The sequence below is a fragment of the Caloramator sp. Dgby_cultured_2 genome (assembly GCF_028872215.1).
Classification (GTDB): Bacteria; Bacillota; Clostridia; order Clostridiales; family Caloramatoraceae; genus Caloramator; species Caloramator australicus.
The window spans coordinates 1,631,810-1,653,219 of sequence record NZ_CP118396.1 but is presented as its reverse complement, the minus strand read 5'-3'; the positions used below and the strand labels follow the sequence as shown (position 1 = coordinate 1,653,219).

The following is a 21,410-nucleotide window of genomic DNA, read 5'->3' as shown; positions in this document are numbered from 1 at the left end:
TCCTGCTCCACATACAAAGGAGTGAGGATATGGCAATATTCAGAGTTAGAAAAAACAAAGATAATCCTTACATTATGATTAATAAGTTTGGAATATATGACAATCGTTTAAGTTATAAAGCAAAAGGGATATTAGTTTATTTGCTAAGTAGACCAGACAATTGGATTTTTTATGAAGATGAAATTGTTAGCCATTCTTCCGATGGTAAAGATAGCGTAAGGAGTGGGATAAAAGAACTAATCAATTATGGATATATCACAAGGCAAAAGAAAAGAGAAGCAGGTAAATTCGCAGGGTATGAATATATAGTCTATGAAGCTCCAGTTGATATAGTTGGGGAAGATGAAGAAGCAACTTATGTAGAGGAAGATTTTATACCACATACGGAAAAACCGTTTACGGAAAATCCAAAAACGGAAAATCCAAAAACGGTTGACCCGAAAACGGAAAATCCCAAACTAATAAATAATGATAATACTAATAATGATTTAACTAATAAAAGAAAAGAACTAAATAATGATGTTGTAGTAGTAGAAAAGCAACAACAGTTTCAGAAAATTTTAGATATGTTTAATAACAATATACACTTAATGACAAGCATAGAAGCAGAAAAAATAATGCAATGGTTAGAAGATTTAGATGCAGATGTAATAATCATGGCAATAGAAGAAGCGGTAACAAACAACAAACGTAATTTTAAATATATCAATGCTATTCTTAATAGTTGGTTTAGTCAAGGACTAAAAACAAAAGCAGATGTAGAAGCTCATATAAGAGATTGGCAGGATAAGAAAAACAAACAAAATAGTAACAACACTCCTAATCATTCTCGCAATTACTTCAACAGCTATGGCGGTCAAAGGAAATACGATATTAAGGAGCTTGAGAAGATGCTCCTTTCAAGGAGGGGTGATTTAATGTTTTCTCAAAGACTTAAAGAATTAAGAGAAGAAAGAAAATTAACACAACAAGAACTTGCCGAAAAACTAAATATAGGTCGTGCATCAATTAGCAATTATGAATTAGGAACAAGAACACCCGATATTGAGGTTTTATCTAAACTTGCCGATTTTTTCGGTGTGACAACCGATTATTTGATAGGTCGAACGGGCTACAAAACAAACATAGATGACAAAATAGAGGAAAAGAAGCAAGAACTCATAGAGTTACAAGAAAAAATAAAATGGGTAAAAAAGCATTTAAAAGCTATTGAGGAGGTGCTTAAGTGAACGACAGATATTTCATACTAAGTCTTGCAAAGCTTGAGATAGAGAAAAAACTTAAAAAAGCAAAAGATGATGTAGTGAAAAAGAGCAAAAATTTGATGCAATGTAAAGGTAGCTACGCAAGGATACGCAATGCAAAGATAGCACTTGAAAAGGCTTGCGAGGGAAGGGACAGATGGGAGAAGCGATTAGAAGAAGTGAACAAGTGGATTAAGGAGTTGAAAAATATTGAGGAACTAGAAGAAACTCTATTGGCTTATAGAAAAGTATTAGAAAAACTTGAGTGGCATTCTTTTGCAGCAGAACATGGCTTTATTAGTAATTGCCCTATGTGTGGTGCAGCATATAAACATGAAGAAGATTGCGAATTAGCAAAAGTGTTAGGAGGTAAAAAATGAATAAAGTGTTACTCATAGGAAGATTAACAAAGGATCCAGAGTTAAGGTATGCAGCCAATACAGGAACAGCAATAGGCAATTTCACACTTGCAGTAGATAGACCATACGTTGGTCAAAGTGGTCAAAGGGAGCTGACTTTATCCCAATTGTTTGCTGGAGAAAGCTTGCCGAATCAGTTGCTAATAACCTAACTAAAGGAAGGCTTGTTGCCATATCGGGTTCTATACAAACGAGAAAGTATCAGGCCCAGGACGGGACAAATAGATATATAACTGAGGTTGTTGCTGATGAGGTAAGATTTTTGGACAAACCTAAACCGACAGAAAACCGACAATGTTGATTTTATTGAAATCACAGACGAGGAAACACCTTTTTAAATTTATTTTTGGGGGATGGGTATGAAGAAATTGCATATTCAAGCTTCGACATATGATAGCTACGTTGCATTTATGAACGCACTTAAAACTACAAGAACACGAAAAGAACTTACAGAAATAACAAATCTTAGTATAAAAGAGATTGACAACAGGTTAAGAATTTTAGCAAACATAGGAGCAATAGAAAAAATAATAGGAGGGCCTAAAAATGTTCAATATAGGCTCATAGACGAAGTAGAACTTATAAAAAGTAGAGGTAACAATTTTGAAGATATACAAACAACTGGAGAACTTTATTACGGACGCAAGAAAAGAAGAGAAATAAAGAAAGATTTAATGGTATGCGATAAAGTGAAAATTCTGACTTGTTATGGAAAGTCGGATGGAAAAGCAAGGCAATTTACAACAATCAAAGGAAGAGTAATTGATATAAAGGAAGATTTTTTCTTAGTTCAGACAAAAACTATAAAGAATGCTTCAGTTGGTTTGATGTTGGCAGGGTGGTGATGAAAATATGAAGAATGATTTTTGGATAAACGAAGTTTGGAGATTGTATAGCGAAGGATACTCTGTTGAGCAAGCAATAAAAATTGTAAAAGGAATGATGAAACAAAGGGGGCAGACAATAGAGGATGACAACAAAGGAAAAGTTAAAAATGATACTGGAATTATACAATGAAGGGATAGAGCTACATAAAGCAATTGAGGAGGTTTTAAGTGATGCTAACGATAAAAAGGCTTATCAAGGAAGCACATCAGAATGCAAAGAATAAAGGATTTTGGGAAGATTGGGAAGAAATAGAGCAAACTCAAATTGGAAATGAAGAAACACAAAGAATGTTAAAAAACAATGCGATAGGGAACAGATTAATGCTTATAGTTAGTGAACTTGGAGAAGCACAGGAAGCATTAAGGCATAATGATATGGATAATTTCAAAGAAGAACTTGCAGATGTGGCAATTAGATTAGGTGATCTTTGTGGCGGATTAAACATTGATTTAGAAGACGAAATACGTAAAAAGATGGAAAGAAATAAACAAAGACCATATAAACATGGTAAGGAATTTTAAATAAAAATTCTTACCTATGAGGAGCGGATAAAATGGGATATCACAAGGGAGATGCTTTTGAAAATATGATTAACCTAGCAAATAAGGCGTATAAGATAAAGGGCATTGCTGAAATAAACAAAATAGCAACTCCGATGAAGCCGATAAGAAATGGAAGATATATCGTTGGAGCATTTTATGATGAAAAAGCATACTTGATTATGTTGGAGTTTATAAAGGAATTCCAATAGCATTTGATGCAAAAGAAACGAGTGAGGATGATAGATTTTCACTGAAAAATATAAAGCCACATCAAGTAGATTTTATGGAAAGATGGGTTAATAATGGTGGACAAGCATTTTTGCTAATACACTTTAAAAAACTTAATAGGGTTTATAGATTAGATTGGACTACTTTAAGCTGGTATTGGAAGCAATACATTGAAAACAAAGGTAAAAGAGGTTTTGGCAGCATACCTTTAAACGAATTTGAATGTAATTGTAAGTTAATTAAAAGCAGGGATGGAATTGTTTTAGATTATTTAGAAGGGCTTGAAGAATGCGGAGGGATAAAAGATGCATGTAATGACTAAAGAGGAATTTGTAGATAAGTGTTTAAAAGACAAGCGTAGAAAAGAGAAAAAGAAAGAATCAGAATTCTATGCATACCGATATGAGCTATTTAGAAGAATACATAAAAGGTTAAATTACAAAGTTAAGTATTTTTAAAAGGGGGATAACGATGTTTAAGAGAGATTATCTACAACCAGATGAAATGAATGACTTTCTTATGCTTGCAACAATGTGGGGCTTGTTAGAAAAAATAATTGATTTGTGGGATAAAAGGCAGATGCTTTCTAAGGAGGAAAAGAAGAATCTTAAGTTAGCAAAAACATACATTAGTAAATTTTATGAAATGAAAGTAAATGAACTTAGCCCTAAAACAGCTAAAAAGTAGCTGAATACTTAAAGAAAAGTGAAGTAGCAATAATTGAGACGAAAAGTAAAGAACAATTACAAAAGGAACTCTTAAGTAAAGTTGAGCTTGATAGAGAAGATTTTTATAACTGGTGTGAACAAATAATAGATATCAATTGTAAAAATTGCAGGAAGAATCATCAGGAGTGTAAGCTATACGATCTTTTAGACAAATATGAAGTTCCAGATAGTTCATTTGAAAAAGAAACTGTCGCTATGCTTATGATGAAATAAACATTGAAAGAGATGATAAGAAAATTAAAGAGTATAAAGAATTTAAGCAAAGGAGAAAGGGAGCATGAAAGACTTAACACCTTGGGAGCTCGAACAAGAGCTCCTTAGGACTAAAAATGAACTTGGCAAGGCTAGAGAAAGAATGAATCAAAGAGCAGAAGAGTATAGGAATGCTATAAGAGAGTATAAAGCAGCATATGCAAAAGCATTTCTTGAAGCTAAGTTTGAGAAGTCAACAGTTAAAGAATGCGAAATATATGCAATGGAGAAAACAGCAGAGCTTGAAGCAAAATATAAAGCAGCAGAACAGCTTGTGTTAAATGAAAGAAAAGCAGTAGATGTTTTAATAGAAGAATGTGAAATTTTAAGAAGTCTATATAGCAAGGCATATAAGGAACAAGAACAATACGGAAGAAAAGAAGATTAAAGGAGATGTAGGGGATGAAATATTACGATAAGTTTTATAAAATACACGACCTGCTAAAAGAATATGGCTGCAAGAGGACATTTGATTTTGAAGAAGAATATACAGAGAATATTTTATTGCCCTGCTTCACATTTTATTGCACTGATGTAAATTTATTAGACTCAAGAGAATATGACTGGAGAGAAGAAGTTCATGCACAACTTGATGTTGTTATTCCAACAAAAATGGAAGGAGCAATCAAAGGGATTATAAGGTTCCATATTTATTATTCAGATAAAGTAGATAAATATAGCATGCATATTTCTTTACCGACAAATTCGAGAAGTATTTCATTAAGTAAAAATGTTTATCAAGGGCAAGAAGATATAATTGAAGAGATTAAGAAATGGCTTATTATAGCACGATGCAAAAGGTTAAAGCATCGAGGATGCAAAATGTTCAGCCAGTGCAAGTAAAGCAATTAAGTTTTTATAGGAGGTAAAGTAAGCATGAGCCCAGAAGCAGCAAAATTAGCTTATAGAGCTATAATTGACTACTTGGGTGGAAACATGAAGAAATATAAAGAATTAGTCAACAAAGCAATGGCTATATATAAGCAGTCTTTTATGTGTGAATGTGGTGAGGTGTTAATCGAAGGGATTCTTAAAAGGGGTAAGATAGAAATTGATATAATGTTATGCACACATTGTGGACAAGTTTATTTGAATGGTGAAAAGTTTAGAAAGTGTAATGTTAGGAGGGTAAACAAATGCTAAATTTTGTATTAGGGATGTTGTTGGGAGCAATTTTTGGGCTGTTCATGTTTTCGATATTTTCGGTTTCATCAGATAGCGATAAAAAGGCAGAAAAGATGATAAGTGATTGGGTAGAATACAAATGCAAGGTAAATACAATTTCAGAGTGCGGAAACTTGTGTTGTTGGTATTGTCTTGGAGCAAGCGAATGTAAATTCGCCTGCAAAGGGCATCCAAGTGAATGTGGACAATCAATAGCACAACTTAAATAAGGTGGTGGCAGAGTGATAAAAGACGAAATCTTTAGAAAAACAGAAGGAATGTTGTATAGATATTATGAAAAACTAAAATTAAAAGACAAACTAAATTACAGAGTCGAGGTGTTACAAAATAAAATATACAGATTAGAGCAGGATATGATAAATTGTAATGTAGTTATTGATGCTGACATAAAAGCAATCGATTATAGTAAGGATAGAGTCCAAGGAGGAATATGTAGATCAAACATTGAAAATGAATTAGAAAAAGAAATAGAAAAGCTTGAAAGAGAATTAAAACAGGCAAAAGTAAAACTTATAAGAACAAAACGCAGAATAAACCAGATAGAAGATGAAATATCAAATATTGAATTTGCTATTACCCAACTTTCAGAAGAGGCAAAGAAACTTGTTGAATTAAAATATGGGACATGGCCAAAGTTAAGCAATATAGAAATAGGATTAAGAATGAATATGGCAGAGGCAACAGTAAGAAGAAAAAGAAAGGAAGTTGTTGAAGCAATAGCAAAGTGGATGAATATTTCATGACGAGTTTTTGACGAGAAATTGACGTTCATTAAAAAGAATATATGATATTCTAAGTATGATGATAAGTTTGAAAGTATTTCTAAATTACCCCCCAACCAGAGCAGCCTTAATCCCCGGGCTGCTTTTTATTTTACCCGAAAGGAGTGGGAGAGGTGAAAATAGGAGAGATAATAAAGGATAAACAGCCAGATGTTTATAGAAAGTTAAATAAGCATGAGAAGAAGGAGAGGAAGCAGGAACACCTCTCCTTTTATGATATACAGGAGCTTATGCAAGGTGGAATACATGTGTATAAAAGACACAGAGGAGCATTTAGACAGATTAAATGAAAGAGGAAGGTGATAGGAATGAAGCTTGATAGATGTTTCTTATGGCTCAGACATAAAATTGTTTATACAAAAGGTTTTGGGTATCGTTGCCAATACTGCAGGAAGCCATTAAGCAAGTGTCATTAAGGTTTAGGCAGATAAAAATTACATAAAATAAATAAAAAAGGAGTAATTCTATGAAAATCCCTTATGAGAAAATAGATGTTGAATTAAGACCGCTTATATATGAGCTTAATAAAACAAATTGCTTAGTCACTATTGGTTGCTGTATAGGACATGGTTTAACTTACACAAGCGAAATATTTTTTAAAGTGACTGATGAAAATAAATGGATAAAGTTGATGTTAAGGTTATTGGAGCTTAATAGTGAACTCAAAGAATGTAATATAAATATATATCAGTGGCACAGATTAAGTTATGATGGATTATATTTTGTTGATTGGAAATTAGAAATAGAAGTGCATCCTCGTAATAAAGAAGCAAAAGAAGAAGAATCAATAAGAATTCTAAGAATAAAAAAGAGGCTATTCAAAAGATTATTGAAATATTAAAAAGCGGTAGATTTAATATTTCTACCGCAAATTGATTAATATTTGGAATTACCAATACAGTAAGCACAATTATCGAAGCCTTGTCTTTTGGCTTCAGATAAAGTATCAGGGTCAAAAGTTTTCACATGAAGTGGATTTATTTGGTCTATTTTACATCCCGATTTTTCATTATCTAAATCATGTACTTCATTAGTATTGGTATTTCCAATAAACCTTTTGCCATTAAAGGGCCATTGGTAACGACGCATAATATCACCTCCTTTCATTCCTATATTTCTCCATAAAATGGGAATTCCTGCAAAAATCGTTCGACAATAGCAGGAAATCTCTTTTTATAGAGAATATTTATAACAAAAGAAAGGAGGCAAAAATATATGTATAGAATTGATAATCTCGTAAAAGAAGATATATTTGACCTAGAGTCAGATTTAAATAAAGGTTTTGGAAAGAAAATAAGATTGATGATGAATCCAGATATTTCAGAAGATGAATCTCCTACTTATATATTAAAAAATGCTGAAGTAAGTTTTAATAATAATAAAATTGACATTAAGCTATTTGTGATAAATGATGATGGTAATGAACAAATCTTTGAAATTTCTGAAATTACGAAGTTTATGTATAGTTATGGAAATAATTTATGTAAGTATAGATTATTTAAGTCATATTCAGAAACCTATACATTTATTTTATATTACTGAAAGTTAGAAAGAGCTCCTAACCGAGCTCTTTTTTCATGCAAAAAACGAATAAGCAATTAGCGGTAGGTGGTGATATGGCAAGACAGAGAAGTCCAGATAGAGAAAAAGCTAAAGAAATGTATATAAATTCGAATGGCCAAATGAAATTAAAAGATATTGCTGCACAGCTTGGATTTAAAGATTCACAAATAAGAAAGTGGAAAAGTCAAGATAAATGGGATGATGAATTAAAAGGAGCGTTACCAAAAATAATGGTAACGTTACTATTACTAAAAAAGATGATAGAACAGAAGAAAAATCTATTGATGAAATAGAGATAGACAATCCTGAACTTACTGAAAAACAAAGGCTTTTCTGCCTTTATTATGTAAAAAATTTTAATGCTACTCAGGCTGCGATAAAGGCAGGATATGCACCAAATAGTGCACATGTAACAGGACATGACTTACTAAGAAATCCTAAGGTTGCAGCTGAAATAAAAAACTCAAAGGCAAGATGACTGAGGAACTTTTTATTGATGCCATGGATATACTGAATAAATATATAAAAATAGCATTCGCAGATATGACAGATTTTGTTGAGTTTGGAACCAAAGAGGAACCAGTTATTAAATATGGAGAGCAAGTTTATGATGCTAATGGTAATCCTGTAACAATAAGAAAAAGTTACATTGATTTTAAGGATAGTTCACAGGTAGATGGCTCACTAATCTGTGAAATAAAAACAGGCAAGCAGGGAATGAGTATTAAACTTGAGGATAGACAGAAAGCTCTTGATAAGCTTGCAGAATATTTTGATTTATTCCCTGATAAGTTTAAGCGAAGAATTGAGGAAGAAAAATTGAAAATTGCAAAGGAAAAGCTTGAATTAGAAAAGGGGAAGACCAATATTAATGGTGATACAGGAGTTACGATTATAGACGATATTAAGGATGATGATACTGATGAAGATTAAATTAAGCGAACTTATTGCACCTTCTTTTTATGAGATACACAACGATATAAAAAATAATAGATATACTCACTATTGGTTTAAATAAAATGAGGTAGCAACACAGAAAATACTATGGTATACTAATAATGAGGTGATAAAATATGTCTAGAAGAATAGATTTAACAGGAAAAGTTTTCGGGAGATTAAGTGTAATAGGATACCATAGTACCAACAAAAGAGGGAAGGCTTTGTGGCTTTGTAAGTGTGATTGTGGAAATGAAACGGTTGTGATTGGAGAAAACTTAAGGTCAGGGAAAACTACAAGTTGTGGTTGTTATAATAGAGAAATGAGCATAAAAGCTAATAGAATACATGGAATGACCAAGACAAGGATTTATGAGTGTTGGTTAGATATGAAGAAGAGGTGCAACGACTTAAATAATAAAGAATACCACAATTATGGTGAGAGAGGTATACGTGTTTGTGAGGAATGGGAAAAAGATTTTAAGAATTTTTATGATTGGTCAATTAATAATGGTTATAATGATAATTTAACAATAGACAGAATTGATGTAAATGGAGATTATGAACCTTCAAATTGTAGATGGGTTACATGGAGTCAACAAGCAAAAATAAAAGGTTGAGTTCGAAAAATAAGTATGGAGCAAGCGGTATTGTCTTTGACAAGAATAGGAATGTTTACAGAGTGAGAATAGGTGTTAATGGGAAAAGAATGTTTGTTGGTGATTTTAAAACATTAGAAGAAGCAATAGCAAGAAGAAGGGAAGCGGAAAAAATATATTGGGGGTGATGCCATGCCTAAAATCAAATTAACAAATTTAATTGCCCCATTATTTTATGAAATTCATCAAGAAATAAAAAAGGGGTTATATACACATTATTGGTTGAAGGGCGGTCGATAGCGAGGGTCAACAAAATCATCATTTGTTAGTGTTGAAATTATACTTGGTATAATGAAGGATCCAAAAGCTAATGCGGTAGTGTTAAGAAAAGTAAAAGAAACACTTAAAGATAGTGTATTTGAACAGCTTATATGGGCAATAGAAAAGCTGCAAGTTAGTGATTATTGGGATATTAAACATAATCCTATGGAATTGACATATATTCCAACAGGACAAAAGATTCTTTTTAGGGGTGCGGATAAACCTAAAAAGATAAAATCAACAAAAGTAAGTAAAGGATATATAAAATTTATTTGGTATGAAGAAGTTGACGAGTTCAACGGAATGGAAGAAATAAGAATGATTAACCAGTCTCTAATGAGAGGTGGAGAACAATACGTTGTATTCTACACCTACAATCCACCTAATAGTATTAGAAGCTGGGTAAATGAAGAAGTTTTGATTGATAGAGAAGATAGAAAAGTGCACCACAGCACTTATTTAACTGTTCCTCGTGAATGGCTTGGGAGCAGTTTTTATTGAAGCTGAACATCTAAAAAGGTTAATGAAAAGGCATACAGACATGAATATTTAGGAGAAGTAACAGGAACAGGTGGAGAAATATTCACTAATGTTACTGCAAGGAAGATAACGGATGAAGAAATTAAAACATTTGACAGAATAAAACGAGGATTAGACTTTGGATATGCAGTGGATCCTTTACATTATTCAGTTTGTCATTATGATAAAACACGTAGAAGACTATATATCTTCTATGAAATACATCAAGTAGGGTTAAGTAATAGGAAAGCAGCAGAGCTTATTAAAAAGAGAATACTGCAAATGGTTGGATAACAGCAGATAGTGCAGAACCAAAGTCAATAGCAGAATTAAAAGAATATGGATTACGAGTAAAGCCAGCCAAGAAGGGCCCAGACAGCGTAGAATATGGGATTAAATTTTTACAAGATTTAGAAGAAATAATAATTGATCCTGAGAGATGCTCTAATACATTAAGAGAATTTTTAAATTATGAATTAGAAAAAGACAGCAACGGAAACTTTAAAGCTGATTATCCAGATAAAAATAATCACAGTATTGACGCAGTTAGGTATGCTTTAGAGGATGAAATGCTAAGCAGAAAGCCAATCATAAGTAAGCCACAAGGATGGTGATGATATGCTAACAAGTTTAAATCAAATAGATATAGGGCAGCCTTGGCCTGTAGAAAGTGAAATAGAGAGATTAAGACGATATGAAGCAAATAAAAACCTTTTTGAAGGATATCATGATTTAGTATTTGGAGATTGGGTTAGAAGATTATATAGGGATGAATATGATACAGCAGTTTTTATTGTAACTAACTGGGCGAAAAGATTATCAACATTATGGGCGGATTTACTTTTAGGAGAAAGGCCAAGGATAACAGCAGGAGAGCAAAAATCAAAAGAGCAGCAGCAATTAGAAAAAATAATAAACGATAATGATTTTTTCAATGTTGCTTACGAAGTTGCTTTAGATATTTCAAGATACGGAACAGGTATATTTAAGGTTAGATATGATAAAAGACCAATTATAGAAGCAGTGCCACCTTCTTTATGGTTCCCAGTAGTTAGCCCAGATAATATAAAAGATGTTCAAGCGCATGTAATAGCATGGACATTTGAAATAACAGAAAAAACACTATTTGGGGGCAGAGAAAAAGAATATTTTTAAGAGTTGAAATACATGAGAAAGGCAAAATAACAAATAAGCTTTTTGAACTTGATAATGGCGTTATAAAATTACAGCTGCCACTTGTAACATTTTATCCTGAACTACCAGAAGAGCAAGAAACAGGAATTGATGATTTTTGGTTATTCCTGTTCACAATCTGATGACAAGCGACAGAGCTTATGGATTAGACGATTATCAAGATTTAGATAGTATTATTCAGGAGCTTGAAATTAGATTATCACAAATAAGCAGGATACTTGATAAACATGCAGATCCTAACATGTATGGTCCTGATACAGCACTTGAACAAGATGAATACGGCAACTGGTATGTAAAAGGAGGGGAAAATACTTCCCATTAGGACGAGATGAGGAGCCGCCTGGATATGTCACATGGGATGGAAAGCTTGATGCTGCATTTAAACACATCGAGCAGCTATTAGAACAATTTTATGCATTATCAGAAACGAGTGCAGCTGCGTTTGGACAGCTTAAAAGTGGCCTTGCAGAGAGTGGAACAGCATTAAGGCGTCTAATGATGGCACCTTTATCAAAAGTGAACAGAATTAGAATGAGACTTGATCCTGCAATTAAAAAGGTATTAAACATAGCAAGTCAGCTTGATGCTAATTTAGGAAAAGGGGTTAAGTTAGAAAATATTAATATTATGTGGAAAGATGGCTTGCCAAATGATGAAAAAGAACAGGCCGAAATTTATTCAACATTAGTCCAAAATGGATTAATTTCAAGGGAGACAGCATTAAAACATTTGTTTGAGTTTGACGCAGAGACTCTAAGAGAAGAATTATCCAAAATAGCAGTTGAAGCTAATCAGGAAGCTCCAGCATTGTTTAAAGTTAACTTACAACAAGGAGAACAAACAGGCGGTGAAGAATAATGCCTTTTGATGTTGAAAAGCAAATACAGGCTTTGGTTGAAATATATAGACAAGGTTTTATTGAAGTATTGAAGGTGTTATTACAAAAGGAAGCCAAAAACAAAATACAGTATTTTATAAAGACCAACTTAAGCAAATAATGCAAATACTCAATCAAATAGATAAAGATGCTGCAAAGTGGATACAGGAAGTTATACCTCAAGTTTATCAAGAGAATTACACGCAGGTATTGGCTTACATTAACAAAGTAGGGATGCAAAAGAGATAAGACCAGAGTTTGCACAGATTCATCAAAGAGCAATAGATGTAATTGCACAGAATATGCATGATAATTTAAGGCGAGCAACGCAATATGCAGGGAGAAGGGTAAATGATTATTATAGGCAAGCTGCACTTGAAGCATCAGCTAAAAAATATGCAGCAGGGCAAACAGTAAAGGACATGGTAAAGGAATTGCAGCAGAAATTATTAACACAAGGTCTTACAGGATTTAAGGATAAGTTAGGTAGAGAGTGGCGATTCGATAGATACGCAGAAATGGTTGCAAGAACGACAACAGCGGAAATAGCAAGTGTTGCGACATTAAATACTTGTGAGGAAGCAGGAATTGACTTAGTAAAAATGTCAACACATTATCCAACATGTGAAAAATGTGCACCGCTGCAAGGTAAAGTGTTTAGTATAAGTGGTAAAGATAAGCGTTATCCAAAGCTTGAAGATAGATATAGGCCACCAATCCACCCTAATTGCAGGCACTCGATTCATCCTTATGTAAGAGAATTTGACGATAATGCAGAAGAAACAGAAAAGTTTAGCAATACTTCTCTTACAAAAGACCCACGTAGCGAGAAAGAAAAAGAAGCTTACAAAGAAATGAGGGATAAGGTAACTATTCAAAGTAATAGACGCAAAGCAAGGGAAGTATTATATAATGAAAATGCACCATTAGAAGATAAGATTAAGGCTGCAGAAAGATTAAAAAGTTCTTATGAAAAAGAAGGTAAAAGACCAACTGGTAAAGATGCAAGTATAATAAAGCAATTTGAGAAATACATTAAGAGTAAAAAGGAAGTTGTAATGACAAATGATGGTGGTAATGATATAATAAAATTAAACAATATATTAAAAGAATTAAACATTAGAGGAGAAGTAGTAGATAACAAACCGATAACTATAGTTAATGTTGATGAACATGCTTTACAAAGACTAAAAGAGAGAAATATAAGTTTAGACGATGCTCAAAAATATGTTAATGAATCATTTATATGCATATCAAGATGGAATGGGAAAAGGAGATTATATTTTAGTCAAGAAGGAGCTTCATATGTGGATATAAAAGGAACATTAAAAACTGTTTACAAAAGAGAAGAGTATGATGAAAAAATTAAAAAGTTAATGGAGGTATTGAGTAAAAATGAACCCTGATGATTATATTTTATGTCCTCTTTTAAAGAAAACAATTACCAGAACTTATTGCCATGAAATATGCTTTGTTGTTGAAGGATTAATAGATAAGTCGACTATAGATGATAAAATAGATGCAATACAAGATTATGAAAAAATTTGTTTTGATTGTGAAAACCATATAGATTAAATATTGCTATTGGGCACTTGCAACAGCAGGTGCTTTTTATATTGCCCTTTTTGGTATTGTAGGGCCTAAAGAACAAGACCGCAGCTGGAGCCGACCAGCATAAAAGGCAAGTGGGAATAAAAAAGGAGGTAAACGTTATGGACTTAAAAGAACTATTAGGCGAAGAGCTTTATAAGCAAGTAAAAGAAAAAATAGGGGATAAGGAGCTAATACTAAACGATGGCTCATATATCCCAAAGGCAAAGTTTGATGAGATTAACGAACAGAAGAAACTTTATAAGCAGCAAGCTGATGATTTAAACAAACAACTTGAAGAGATGAAAAAACAAGCAAAAGGTAATGAAGAATTACAAAATCAAATTCAGGAGCTCCAAACGAAACTTCAAGAATCAGAGAATAAGATAAAAGATGTTAGCTTAACTGCAGCAATAAAAATGGCTGCAATTAAAGCTAATGCAAAAGACCCAGATATTGTTTCTATGCTTATTGATAAGTCAAAACTAAAACTAAAAGAAGATGGATCTATCGAAGGCCTTGATGAGCAATTAAAATCAATTGCTGAATCAAAGGCTTTTTATTTGGTGAAGTGCAAAGCAAAATAGGTAGTGGTTCAAATCCTGCAGGTGGAACAAATTCAACAATTAAAAACCCATGGGCAAAAGAAACATTCAACTTAACAGAACAAGCAAAAATTTTAAAAGAAAATCCTGCATTAGCAGAGCAGCTTAAGGCTGCAGCAGGTGTAAAATAACTATAAGCAAAAGGAGGAATAGATTATGCCAATTACAAAAATTCAAGACGTAATAGTTCCAGAAGTGTTTAATCCTTATGTCATTCAAAGGACAGCAGAACTATCAGCTATCTACCAAAGTGGTATTATTTCACATTTGCCAGAATTCGACAGGCTTGCATCAGCAGGAGCAAAAACTATAAACATGCCATTCTGGAATGACCTTACTGGCGATTCTCAGGTATTGAGCGATCAAACTCCTCTTGTTCCAAATAAAATTACTACTGGACAAGATGTAGCAGTAATTATAAGAAGAGGCAATGCGTGGGCAGCAAATGATTTAGCTGCAAACCTTGCAGGTGATGACCCTATGAGAGCTATTGGTGATTTAGTAGCAGGGTATTGGGCAAGAGAAATGCAGAGGATATTACTTGCACTTTTAAAAGGAGTCTTTGCATCAGCAAGCATGTCAGGTAATGTTCATGACATTTCTGGGGAACAGGCGATGCAGCAAAGTTTACAGCTACAACATTTATAGATGCAGTTCAAAAGCTTGGAGATGCGAAAGAAAAACTTACTGCAATAGTAATGCACTCGGCAGTTGAAGCTGCTCTTGCAAAGCAAAATTTAATTCAAACTGTTCAGCCTTCCGATGGCTCGCCTTCAATTAAAACATACATGGGCAAGAGGGTAATTGTTGATGATGGATGCCCATACGAAAACGGTATATTTACAACTTATATCTTTGGAGAAGGAGCAATAGCATATGGTAGTGGGAATCCAGTAGGATTTGTAGCAACAGAAACAGACAGAGATTCACTTGCTGGTGAAGATTATTTAATCAATAGAAAGACATTTATATTACATCCAAGAGGGGTTGCATTTACATCAGCATCAGTTGCAGATTCTTCACCATCAAATGCTGAACTTGCTACAGCTGCAAATTGGAATAGAGTATATGAAAATAAGAACATCAGAATAGTTGCATTTAAACATAAGATATGATAATGGGGCAGGTCAAGCCTGCCTCATTATAATTGGAGGTGCAAAATAAATGAATTTTAGTAAAGCATTAGAAGCGTTAATAGAAAAGAAAAAAGTAACAAGAAAAGGCTGGAACGGAAAAGGGATGTGGTTGGAGTTATATGAGAACTTTGCAAATACACCTATAAAAGACGACAAGATTATGCAGCCATTTATATGTATGAAAACAGCTCAAAACACGTATGTTCCTTGGGTAGCATCTCAAACAGATATGTTAGCTGGGGATTGGGAAATTGTAGAATAATAAAAATAATTTAGGAGTGGTATAATGAGTGTAACAGCGTTCAATAGAATGCGAAGAGAAAAATTAAGGAGTGAAGCACAATGGCACTCACAGAAGGAGTCGACAGCTTCTGCACACTCGAATGGGCAGAAGAATATTTTAGAGGAAAACTCTACTGCAACGAATGGACAGGAACAGACCAAGGAACAAAAGAAAAAGCACTCAAAGAAGCAACAAGACGAATAAATAGATTAAGTTTTAAAGGGACAAAAGCAGAACCAGGGCAGATACTTCAATTTCCAAGGATAGTAGTTAATGTTGGACAAAGAATAGGTTTTTTCGGAGTGATAGAACAGCCTACAATTCCAGACGAAGTTAAAGCCGCAACTTGCGAAGAAGCTTTAGCATTACTTAAATATGGGAATAGTGCAAGGACTAAAGCACAAGAACAGAATGTAGTTAGAGTGACTTTTGGTGATGTATCAGAAGAATATAAAGGGTATGGGAAGCTACTTAGTAAAGAAGCATTAGAACTATTGAAGCCTTATATTGCTGGGGCGGTGGTGATTAGATGAAGGAATACTTTAATCAAAATGTTAAATGGTATAGGAAAACAGGTAATAATGCTTATGGGCAACCTGTATATGCTCCAGCAGTTGAAATTAAGTGTAGATATGAGGAAAGAATGAAGCTTATAAGAGATAAGCAAGGGAAAGAATCAGTATCGCAAGGAGTATTTTATCTAAAAGAAAAAGTAGGGCTTGATGATAAGCTTGAATATGAAGGAAAGCAATACAATGTTATGAATTACTCAGATACCGTTGATTTGGACGGTGTTTTTCTTTTAGGAAGGTGTGGGTATAGTGAGTGATTATAAACTTAAATGGAAAGGTAATTTAGCAAAAGAAATAGTGAGAGAAGCAGCAAAAAAGCCTTATTAACTTGTGGTGCTGATTTGCAAGGCAAGTCAGCAGAACAAGCTCCTATTGATTCAGGAGATTTAAGAAGAAATTGTAGTGTAACAATAGATTATACAAAATATAACATAGGGATAATGTCTGTTTTAGTGGGCTATGATTTGCCTTATGCACGAAGACAACATGAGGGATTACATTTTAAGCACCCTAAAGGTGGTAGAGCAAAGTTTTTAGAAGTTCCTTTTGAACAAAATAAAGGGAAGTATAGTAAATATATTAAAAAAGCAATAAAAGATACCCTTGAAAAGGGGTGATTAAATGCTGCTTGATGATATAGGACAGTATTTACAGCAACAAAACATCGGTTTATTAGGAACCGATATTTTTTATCACAATTGCCTGATTTAGATAATTGTATAGCATTGTTTGAATATGGCGGTGAAGCACCAGAACTGCACAGTAATATAGAAAAGCCAAGGCTACAGGTAATGGTAAGGAATGTTGATTATCAAACAGGAAGAACGACAATTGAACAGATGAAAAACATATTACATGGTTTATCAGAACAAATTATCAATGGTAAAAGATATCTATTAATCAAGGCTTTGCAAAGTCCTGAGTTTTTAGGCTATGACGAAAATAACAGAGCTGAATTTGTTTGTAATTTTGAAATTATAAAGGAGGTATAGTTATGGCAATTGCAGGTAAAGGCGGAAGCGTATATATTGGTGCAAACAAAGTTTCAGAGATTTCACAATGGTCCATTGATTGTGAAGCAGACAACATAGAAACAACAAATTTTGATTCAAATGGTTGGAAAGAATTTATTGCAGGGCTTAAAGAATGGAAAGGAAGCTTTGAAGGTAATTTTAATCCTTCAGACGCAAATGGACAGAGAGCACTTATCACAGCATGGCAAAATGGCTCTACGGTTTCTCTTGAACTTAGAATTGATGCTACAAAGAAACTTGCGGGAACAGCTTATGTTAATTTCTCAATCGAAATGCCTGTTGATGATAAGGGAACATTTAAATGTGATTTCCAAGGGACAGGTGCATTAACTGTAACCTTAACTTAATGAGGTGATAACATGGCTATAACTGGTATGATTGGAGCGGTATATGTGAGCGATATAAATACCGCTCCTGTTTCTTTTACAGATCAAGCTACAACTAAAGATGCAACGTTGACAAGATATCAAGTAACAAATACAGCATATAGATATTGGCCGTTGGATGTAACGATTACAGTAAAAAGAATGGCACTGTTGTATCAAGTGGTTATAAACTTGAAAGAGCGGGTGGATATGTTGTATTTGATTCACCATTGCAGCCTACTGATACAGTAACAGTTTCAGGTCAAGCTTTAACACTTATTCAGTGCGGTGGATTTTTCAATTGGAGTATTGATTTTGAACAAGAAACAACAGAATCAACTACATTTGCAAGTGGTGGCTGGAAAGAATACACTGCAACAATAAAAGGTTGGAAAGGCTCAGCGGAAGCATATTGGGGAGATGACAGATTCTTTAAGTCACTTGGGAATATCATTGTTGTAAAGCTATTTGTTGATTCAGGTGCAAGTCAAAAATGTTTTGAGGGATTTGCTATTATAACAAGCGAAGGTATAGAATCAGCTGTTGATGAGCTTGTTAAGGATAAAATTGATTTCGAAGGCGTAGGAGAATTATTTATAAGATTATAAGGAGGTTTAAGTATATGAGAGATAGAATTGTAACTGTAGCGGGTAAAAATATAAGTGTTACTGAAAAGAAAATTGGTGAGCTTGAAAAGCTTACTGCAGAACTTTTCCCAGGTTCTAAAGGGAAAATTAAAGACATACAAAAAGCTTTAAACAATGTTGATATAGATTGGGACTTACTTTATGATAAACTGCCTATAATATTCCCTGAACTTACAAAAGATGATATTAAAAACGCATATATGTCAGAAATTGAAGCTTTAGTTCAAGCTTTCATTGATGTAAATTTTTTCGGGATAAAAAGGATAGCAAATCAGATGATCCGTTTTGCTCAGACTTCATTACAGCAGAAATAGTAGTTCTATTAGGAAGAGAGTTTGGTTGGAATATTGAAGATATAAAACAATTAAGACCAAGTGAGCTTGAAGCGATAATAAAAGAACTGCAAAAGCAGAAGGAAATTCAAGAATATGTAGAGTTTAAGGGAAAATGGGCATTTTTAGCTTCAGTAATAACAAATGGCTTTGCTGCAATAGCAAGTATGTTTAGTAGAAGAAAGCCCAAAGAGGTTAAAGCAGATGATTTTATCGATAAAAAATTTGCAGCGAAAATAGAGAAATATTTTAAAGAGGCCCAACCAGATGAGTGGGCCTCTTATATTGCCGAAGCAAAAGCAAAGGGATTAAAGGGACCGTGGTGATATTATCTATTGAGCAATTCTTCCTTATATAATTTGAATTGCTCTTTTGTTATCTTACCTTCCTTTAACAACTCCTCTAATTTTTTATTTGTTCTTGTGCAGTCATAGGAGCAGAAACAGAATTAGTTGATTTATTAATATACCTATTTATTACGTTTACTAAAGAAAGAGACATTTGTGAAACTTCAAAAATAGCAGTTTTACCATCTTTAAAGTTCATTACGATGAAATTTTTAGTATTGACGGTTTTCTTTTTTAAGCCAAAGGCGAAGACACCAAATAATAATAATCGGGTTAGAGTTACATCTTTTTGAATTTGTTCTTCGGTTTTAAAAGAAACTTCTAATATTTTTCGTAGGGAATAAATGTACCATCTATACTAAATGGTTGATGTATATAGATGCCTTTTTCGTGGCAATCAATTATGAGTTCTTGATTTGGTATGAGAGAAATATTTCCACCTACAAATTTACCATTGCCGACTGCGACCTTTTTGCCATAATATTGTTCATTGTTTATTTTAGTTTTGCCAAACACAGGTATCTCCTCCTTAATCTTTGATATATAACCATTATATACCATTAGGAAGGTGGTGAAAAGATGAAAGTTGGAGAACTATTAGTAGCAATGGGTGTAGACTTTTCGCAGTATGAAAAAGATTTGGACAGAGCAGAAAAAAGGGCTCAAAAACAGGATTAAATATAGGAGATATATTTAAAAACGCTATGTCGCTTTCGCTTGGCATGGGTATTTTTGAAGCAGTTAAATCAGGCTTTAGAGCTATCGCAGGTAGTGCTTTAGATTTTAATAGTATGATGGAAAGGGCTACAATTGGCTTTACAACAATGCTTGGCAGTGCACAAAAGGCACAAGACTTTTTAAATAAAATGGGTAAATTTGCGTCATCAACACCATTTGAATATCCTGACCTTTTAGATGCATCTCAAAGACTAATGGCAATGGGATTTTCAGCTGATGAAGTGCTACCAACCTTAAAAGCTGTTGGAGATGCTATGGCAGGGATGGGAAAAGGTGCAAATGAAATAAACGGGGTTATATATGCATTAGGCCAAATGCGTATGGCAGGAAGAGTTAATGCTCAGGACATGATGCAACTTGTTAATCAAGGTGTTCCAGCATGGCAGATACTAGCTGAAGCAATGGGTAAAACTACAGCTGAAGTTAGAAAGATGTCTGAACAAGGGTTAATTCCTGCTGAATATGCAGTTAATGTTCTTATCAATGGAATGGAAAAGCGTTTCCCTAACATGATGAAAAATATGGAGAATACATGGCAGGGAGTTACATCAACTATAAAGGATATATGGAGAATGACAATAGGAGCAATGACCCAAGGGCTATTTAAAGGGATAACTGGATGGTTGAGAAAGGTAAGAGACTTTGCACAGGAGTTTTATAGTGCTTTTCAGCAGGGTGGTATAGAAAATGCTATAAGAAAAATGTTTGGCCCTAATGTTTTATCTGATTTTCAAATGGTCAGTGCAGCACTAAGAAGTATTTGGCAAATAATTGTCGGGGTATTTAATACAATAAAAAATAATTGGAACATATTCGGGCCAATAATTAAAGGAGTGTTGTTGTATTTTGTATCTTTTAAACTTGCAACTATTGCTGTAAACGCTGCAACTAAAGCAGTGTCATTATTTAGAGCTATTAATCTTGCTTTGATAGGCGAATCAACAATCACATCAGGAATAATAGGATTATTAAGTAGAGCAGTAGGAATTTACAGAGTTCAATTAAAATTAGCAGCAATGGAAGGTGTAACTTTAACAGGAGTATTAGCAAAATTAAGAGTTGCAATTTTTTCAGTATGGACAGCGATAGGCCCAGTAGGCTGGGTAGTTATGGCAATATCGGCTTTAATTGTTGCGGGGATAGCTCTATATAAAAACTGGGATAAAGTTAGATATTATGGTTTACAAGCATGGGGAGCTTTAAAGGTTGGAATTGCGTATGTAGCTTATGCAATAGTGAGTTACTATAAGTTAATATTGGGTTGGATTCCTGTAGTAGGCAAAGCATTATCAGATATGCAAAATAAAATAAAGGCGTCTATTCAAAACGAAAAAAGCATAATGGCACAAAGAAAATCAACTTACCAAGCTGCAGGAGATGAGTTAAAACAAGTTAAACAGGCTCAGGATAAAGCAAGTCAAGCAGCAAACAATGCGACAAAGCAAACACAAAAAATACTGACGCAATGAAACAACAAAACAAAG

The 21,410-nt window shown here is 33.6% G+C and carries 39 protein-coding genes and 5 pseudogenes; 42 read left to right on the top strand and 2 right to left on the bottom strand.

Going from position 1 to position 21,410, the window contains the following annotated elements; genetic code table 11:
• Nucleotides 1-29 precede the first annotated feature (29 nt).
• From PWK10_RS11430 to PWK10_RS11360, 16 genes and pseudogenes are all read left to right on the top strand, one after another.
• Complete coding sequence (locus tag PWK10_RS11430; protein WP_274766128.1) at nucleotides 30-1,229, top strand: DnaD domain protein; 1,200 nt, start codon at nucleotides 30-32, stop codon at nucleotides 1,227-1,229.
• Complete coding sequence (locus PWK10_RS11425) at nucleotides 1,226-1,624, top strand: hypothetical protein (RefSeq protein WP_274766127.1); 399 nt, start codon at nucleotides 1,226-1,228, stop codon at nucleotides 1,622-1,624. Before PWK10_RS11430 ends, PWK10_RS11425 begins: the two co-directional genes overlap by 4 nt.
• Nucleotides 1,621-1,931: pseudogene (locus PWK10_RS11420) on the top strand (single-stranded DNA-binding protein); the annotation flags it as partial. The gene PWK10_RS11425 and the pseudogene PWK10_RS11420, both read left to right, overlap by 4 nt.
• A gap of 91 nt (nucleotides 1,932-2,022) precedes the next feature.
• Nucleotides 2,023-2,508 (top strand): hypothetical protein, encoded by a 486-nt coding sequence (locus PWK10_RS11415; protein WP_274766126.1) that lies wholly within the window; start codon nucleotides 2,023-2,025, stop codon nucleotides 2,506-2,508.
• Between the two features lie 7 nt (nucleotides 2,509-2,515).
• Nucleotides 2,516-2,680 (top strand): hypothetical protein, encoded by a 165-nt coding sequence (locus tag PWK10_RS11410; protein WP_274766124.1) that lies wholly within the window; start codon nucleotides 2,516-2,518, stop codon nucleotides 2,678-2,680.
• Between the two features lie 41 nt (nucleotides 2,681-2,721).
• Nucleotides 2,722-3,072: a MazG nucleotide pyrophosphohydrolase domain-containing protein gene (locus PWK10_RS11405; protein WP_274768246.1), complete on the top strand. Its 351-nt coding sequence runs from the start codon at nucleotides 2,722-2,724 to the stop codon at nucleotides 3,070-3,072.
• A gap of 32 nt (nucleotides 3,073-3,104) precedes the next feature.
• A pseudogene (locus tag PWK10_RS11400) lies at nucleotides 3,105-3,643 on the top strand (Holliday junction resolvase RecU).
• Nucleotides 3,644-3,792: 149 nt separating this feature from the next.
• Complete coding sequence (locus PWK10_RS11395) at nucleotides 3,793-4,008, top strand: hypothetical protein (protein ID WP_274766123.1); 216 nt, start codon at nucleotides 3,793-3,795, stop codon at nucleotides 4,006-4,008.
• 29 nt (nucleotides 4,009-4,037) lie between these two features.
• Nucleotides 4,038-4,262 (top strand): DUF5651 domain-containing protein, encoded by a 225-nt coding sequence (locus PWK10_RS19905; protein WP_446715372.1) that lies wholly within the window; start codon nucleotides 4,038-4,040, stop codon nucleotides 4,260-4,262.
• Nucleotides 4,263-4,326: 64 nt separating this feature from the next.
• Nucleotides 4,327-4,689, top strand: a complete 363-nt coding sequence (locus PWK10_RS11390) for a hypothetical protein (RefSeq protein ID WP_274766122.1) — start codon at nucleotides 4,327-4,329, stop codon at nucleotides 4,687-4,689.
• Nucleotides 4,690-4,703: 14 nt separating this feature from the next.
• Nucleotides 4,704-5,144: a hypothetical protein gene (locus PWK10_RS11385; protein WP_274766121.1), complete on the top strand. Its 441-nt coding sequence runs from the start codon at nucleotides 4,704-4,706 to the stop codon at nucleotides 5,142-5,144.
• A 33-nt stretch (nucleotides 5,145-5,177) separates the two neighbouring features.
• On the top strand, nucleotides 5,178-5,444 hold the full coding sequence (locus PWK10_RS11380) for a hypothetical protein (protein WP_274766120.1): 267 nt from the start codon (nucleotides 5,178-5,180) through the stop codon (nucleotides 5,442-5,444).
• Complete coding sequence (locus PWK10_RS11375; RefSeq protein WP_274766119.1) at nucleotides 5,438-5,695, top strand: hypothetical protein; 258 nt, start codon at nucleotides 5,438-5,440, stop codon at nucleotides 5,693-5,695. Before PWK10_RS11380 ends, PWK10_RS11375 begins: the two co-directional genes overlap by 7 nt.
• Nucleotides 5,696-5,707: 12 nt before the next feature.
• Nucleotides 5,708-6,229 carry a hypothetical protein gene (locus tag PWK10_RS11370; RefSeq protein WP_274766118.1) on the top strand — a complete coding sequence of 174 codons (522 nt, stop codon included), beginning with the start codon at nucleotides 5,708-5,710 and terminating at the stop codon, nucleotides 6,227-6,229.
• Nucleotides 6,230-6,381: 152 nt separating this feature from the next.
• The gene (locus PWK10_RS11365; RefSeq protein ID WP_274766117.1) at nucleotides 6,382-6,558 is read left to right on the top strand and encodes a hypothetical protein; all 177 of its coding nucleotides are present in this window, start codon (nucleotides 6,382-6,384) and stop codon (nucleotides 6,556-6,558) included.
• Nucleotides 6,559-6,734: 176 nt separating this feature from the next.
• Nucleotides 6,735-7,109: a hypothetical protein gene (locus PWK10_RS11360; RefSeq protein WP_274766116.1), complete on the top strand. Its 375-nt coding sequence runs from the start codon at nucleotides 6,735-6,737 to the stop codon at nucleotides 7,107-7,109.
• Between the two features lie 35 nt (nucleotides 7,110-7,144).
• On the opposite strand, the gene PWK10_RS11355 is transcribed toward PWK10_RS11360, so the two are convergent.
• A complete protein-coding gene (locus tag PWK10_RS11355) occupies nucleotides 7,145-7,357 on the bottom strand; it encodes a hypothetical protein (RefSeq protein WP_274766115.1) in 213 nt (70 codons plus the stop codon).
• 126 nt (nucleotides 7,358-7,483) lie between these two features.
• On the opposite strand from PWK10_RS11355, the gene PWK10_RS11350 reads away from it, so the two are divergent.
• The 25 genes and pseudogenes from PWK10_RS11350 (at nucleotide 7,484) to PWK10_RS11235 (ending at nucleotide 19,167) form a co-directional block, all read left to right on the top strand.
• Complete coding sequence (locus PWK10_RS11350) at nucleotides 7,484-7,810, top strand: hypothetical protein (RefSeq protein ID WP_274766114.1); 327 nt, start codon at nucleotides 7,484-7,486, stop codon at nucleotides 7,808-7,810.
• 74 nt (nucleotides 7,811-7,884) lie between these two features.
• Entirely contained in the window at nucleotides 7,885-8,124 is a 240-nt protein-coding gene (locus PWK10_RS11345; RefSeq protein WP_274766113.1) for a phage terminase small subunit-related protein, read from the top strand.
• A pseudogene (locus tag PWK10_RS19900) lies at nucleotides 8,037-8,764 on the top strand (terminase small subunit). The gene PWK10_RS11345 and the pseudogene PWK10_RS19900 overlap by 88 nt, the downstream one beginning before the upstream one ends.
• 140 nt (nucleotides 8,765-8,904) lie before the next feature.
• A complete protein-coding gene (locus tag PWK10_RS11335) occupies nucleotides 8,905-9,387 on the top strand; it encodes a hypothetical protein (RefSeq protein ID WP_274766112.1) in 483 nt (160 codons plus the stop codon).
• Nucleotides 9,384-9,554 carry a hypothetical protein gene (locus tag PWK10_RS11330; RefSeq protein ID WP_274766111.1) on the top strand — a complete coding sequence of 57 codons (171 nt, stop codon included), beginning with the start codon at nucleotides 9,384-9,386 and terminating at the stop codon, nucleotides 9,552-9,554. Before PWK10_RS11335 ends, PWK10_RS11330 begins: the two co-directional genes overlap by 4 nt.
• A 4-nt stretch (nucleotides 9,555-9,558) precedes the next feature.
• Nucleotides 9,559-10,820 (top strand): annotated as a pseudogene (locus tag PWK10_RS11325) (PBSX family phage terminase large subunit).
• A gap of 4 nt (nucleotides 10,821-10,824) precedes the next feature.
• Nucleotides 10,825-11,361, top strand: a complete 537-nt coding sequence (locus PWK10_RS11320; protein ID WP_274766110.1) for a phage portal protein — start codon at nucleotides 10,825-10,827, stop codon at nucleotides 11,359-11,361.
• Between the two features lie 136 nt (nucleotides 11,362-11,497).
• On the top strand, nucleotides 11,498-11,722 hold the full coding sequence (locus PWK10_RS11315; RefSeq protein ID WP_274766109.1) for a hypothetical protein: 225 nt from the start codon (nucleotides 11,498-11,500) through the stop codon (nucleotides 11,720-11,722).
• Nucleotides 11,677-12,258, top strand: coding sequence for a phage portal protein (locus tag PWK10_RS11310; RefSeq protein WP_342455778.1), 582 nt, complete (start codon nucleotides 11,677-11,679; stop codon nucleotides 12,256-12,258). The genes PWK10_RS11315 and PWK10_RS11310 overlap by 46 nt, the downstream gene beginning before the upstream one ends.
• Nucleotides 12,258-12,398, top strand: coding sequence for a hypothetical protein (locus tag PWK10_RS11305; protein ID WP_274766108.1), 141 nt, complete (start codon nucleotides 12,258-12,260; stop codon nucleotides 12,396-12,398). The genes PWK10_RS11310 and PWK10_RS11305 overlap by 1 nt, the downstream gene beginning before the upstream one ends.
• 124 nt (nucleotides 12,399-12,522) lie before the next feature.
• Nucleotides 12,523-13,683 carry a phage minor capsid protein gene (locus PWK10_RS11300; protein WP_342455777.1) on the top strand — a complete coding sequence of 387 codons (1,161 nt, stop codon included), beginning with the start codon at nucleotides 12,523-12,525 and terminating at the stop codon, nucleotides 13,681-13,683.
• Nucleotides 13,673-13,852 carry a hypothetical protein gene (locus tag PWK10_RS11295; protein ID WP_274766107.1) on the top strand — a complete coding sequence of 60 codons (180 nt, stop codon included), beginning with the start codon at nucleotides 13,673-13,675 and terminating at the stop codon, nucleotides 13,850-13,852. The genes PWK10_RS11300 and PWK10_RS11295 overlap by 11 nt, the downstream gene beginning before the upstream one ends.
• Before the next feature lie 137 nt (nucleotides 13,853-13,989).
• Nucleotides 13,990-14,454 (top strand): phage scaffolding protein, encoded by a 465-nt coding sequence (locus PWK10_RS11290; RefSeq protein WP_274766106.1) that lies wholly within the window; start codon nucleotides 13,990-13,992, stop codon nucleotides 14,452-14,454.
• Entirely contained in the window at nucleotides 14,439-14,603 is a 165-nt protein-coding gene (locus tag PWK10_RS11285) for a hypothetical protein (RefSeq protein ID WP_274766105.1), read from the top strand. The genes PWK10_RS11290 and PWK10_RS11285 overlap by 16 nt, the downstream gene beginning before the upstream one ends.
• 25 nt (nucleotides 14,604-14,628) lie before the next feature.
• Nucleotides 14,629-15,120, top strand: a complete 492-nt coding sequence (locus PWK10_RS18760; RefSeq protein ID WP_342455505.1) for a hypothetical protein — start codon at nucleotides 14,629-14,631, stop codon at nucleotides 15,118-15,120.
• Complete coding sequence (locus PWK10_RS18755; protein WP_342455776.1) at nucleotides 15,117-15,587, top strand: major capsid protein; 471 nt, start codon at nucleotides 15,117-15,119, stop codon at nucleotides 15,585-15,587. Before PWK10_RS18760 ends, PWK10_RS18755 begins: the two co-directional genes overlap by 4 nt.
• Before the next feature lie 49 nt (nucleotides 15,588-15,636).
• On the top strand, nucleotides 15,637-15,870 hold the full coding sequence (locus PWK10_RS11275; protein ID WP_274766104.1) for a DUF2829 domain-containing protein: 234 nt from the start codon (nucleotides 15,637-15,639) through the stop codon (nucleotides 15,868-15,870).
• Between the two features lie 80 nt (nucleotides 15,871-15,950).
• Nucleotides 15,951-16,424 (top strand): DnaT-like ssDNA-binding protein, encoded by a 474-nt coding sequence (locus tag PWK10_RS11270; RefSeq protein ID WP_274766103.1) that lies wholly within the window; start codon nucleotides 15,951-15,953, stop codon nucleotides 16,422-16,424.
• A complete protein-coding gene (locus tag PWK10_RS11265; protein WP_274766102.1) occupies nucleotides 16,421-16,720 on the top strand; it encodes a hypothetical protein in 300 nt (99 codons plus the stop codon). Before PWK10_RS11270 ends, PWK10_RS11265 begins: the two co-directional genes overlap by 4 nt.
• A 51-nt stretch (nucleotides 16,721-16,771) precedes the next feature.
• A pseudogene (locus PWK10_RS11260) lies at nucleotides 16,772-17,080 on the top strand (HK97 gp10 family phage protein); the annotation flags it as partial.
• Between the two features lie 81 nt (nucleotides 17,081-17,161).
• On the top strand, nucleotides 17,162-17,455 hold the full coding sequence (locus PWK10_RS11255; RefSeq protein ID WP_274766101.1) for a minor capsid protein: 294 nt from the start codon (nucleotides 17,162-17,164) through the stop codon (nucleotides 17,453-17,455).
• Nucleotides 17,456-17,457: 2 nt separating this feature from the next.
• The gene (locus PWK10_RS11250) at nucleotides 17,458-17,844 is read left to right on the top strand and encodes a phage tail tube protein (protein ID WP_274766100.1); all 387 of its coding nucleotides are present in this window, start codon (nucleotides 17,458-17,460) and stop codon (nucleotides 17,842-17,844) included.
• A gap of 146 nt (nucleotides 17,845-17,990) precedes the next feature.
• Entirely contained in the window at nucleotides 17,991-18,470 is a 480-nt protein-coding gene (locus PWK10_RS11245) for a hypothetical protein (RefSeq protein WP_274766099.1), read from the top strand.
• 14 nt (nucleotides 18,471-18,484) lie between these two features.
• Nucleotides 18,485-18,823 carry a hypothetical protein gene (locus PWK10_RS11240; RefSeq protein ID WP_274766098.1) on the top strand — a complete coding sequence of 113 codons (339 nt, stop codon included), beginning with the start codon at nucleotides 18,485-18,487 and terminating at the stop codon, nucleotides 18,821-18,823.
• Between the two features lie 185 nt (nucleotides 18,824-19,008).
• On the top strand, nucleotides 19,009-19,167 hold the full coding sequence (locus PWK10_RS11235) for a hypothetical protein (RefSeq protein ID WP_274766097.1): 159 nt from the start codon (nucleotides 19,009-19,011) through the stop codon (nucleotides 19,165-19,167).
• 342 nt (nucleotides 19,168-19,509) lie between these two features.
• On the opposite strand, the gene PWK10_RS11230 is transcribed toward PWK10_RS11235, so the two are convergent.
• The gene (locus tag PWK10_RS11230) at nucleotides 19,510-19,704 is read right to left on the bottom strand and encodes a hypothetical protein (protein WP_274766096.1); all 195 of its coding nucleotides are present in this window, start codon (nucleotides 19,702-19,704) and stop codon (nucleotides 19,510-19,512) included.
• A 188-nt stretch (nucleotides 19,705-19,892) separates the two neighbouring features.
• Between PWK10_RS11230 and PWK10_RS11225 the strand changes: the two genes are divergently transcribed.
• A complete protein-coding gene (locus PWK10_RS11225) occupies nucleotides 19,893-21,395 on the top strand; it encodes a tape measure protein (RefSeq protein WP_274766095.1) in 1,503 nt (500 codons plus the stop codon).
• Nucleotides 21,396-21,410: the final 15 nt, after the last annotated feature.